Origin of the sequence: Lactobacillus sp. W8174 (assembly GCF_016100975.1) — a bacterium.
GTDB classification, from domain to species: domain Bacteria; phylum Bacillota; class Bacilli; order Lactobacillales; family Lactobacillaceae; genus Lactobacillus; species Lactobacillus juensis.
This window is the reverse complement of record NZ_JACFRN010000015.1, coordinates 1-391: the sequence shown is the minus strand read 5'-3', so window position 1 is coordinate 391 and position 391 is coordinate 1. Positions and strand designations below refer to the sequence as shown.

General features: G+C 51.9%; 1 rRNA gene. It reads left to right on the top strand.

Annotated features, from left to right (window positions below):
* Positions 1 to 391 (top strand): 23S ribosomal RNA (locus H3U49_RS09790); the annotation flags it as partial.

Below are 391 nucleotides of genomic sequence, written 5' to 3'. Positions count from 1 at the left end.
CGAAAGACTAAGGTTTCCTGGGGCAGGCTCGTCCGCCCAGGGTAAGTCGGGACCTAAGGCAAGGCCGAAAGGCGTAGTCGATGGACAACAGGTAGAAATTCCTGTACTGCATGTCTTCGTTAACAGCGAAGGAGGGACGCAGGAGGCAAAGGACGCATGGCGCTGGAAGCCATGTTCAAGCGTTAAGTGTGGTAATGAGTCAAATGCTTGTTACTGGTAAGCACAAGGCGTGATGAGGAGCGAAATTAAAGTAGCGAAGGTTCAAGCGTCACACTGCCAAGAAAAGCTTCTAGCAAGAAGACAGGCACCCGTACCGCAAACCGACACAGGTAGTCGAGTGGAGAACACTCAGGTGAGCGAGAGAACTCTCGTTAAGGAACTCGGCAAAATC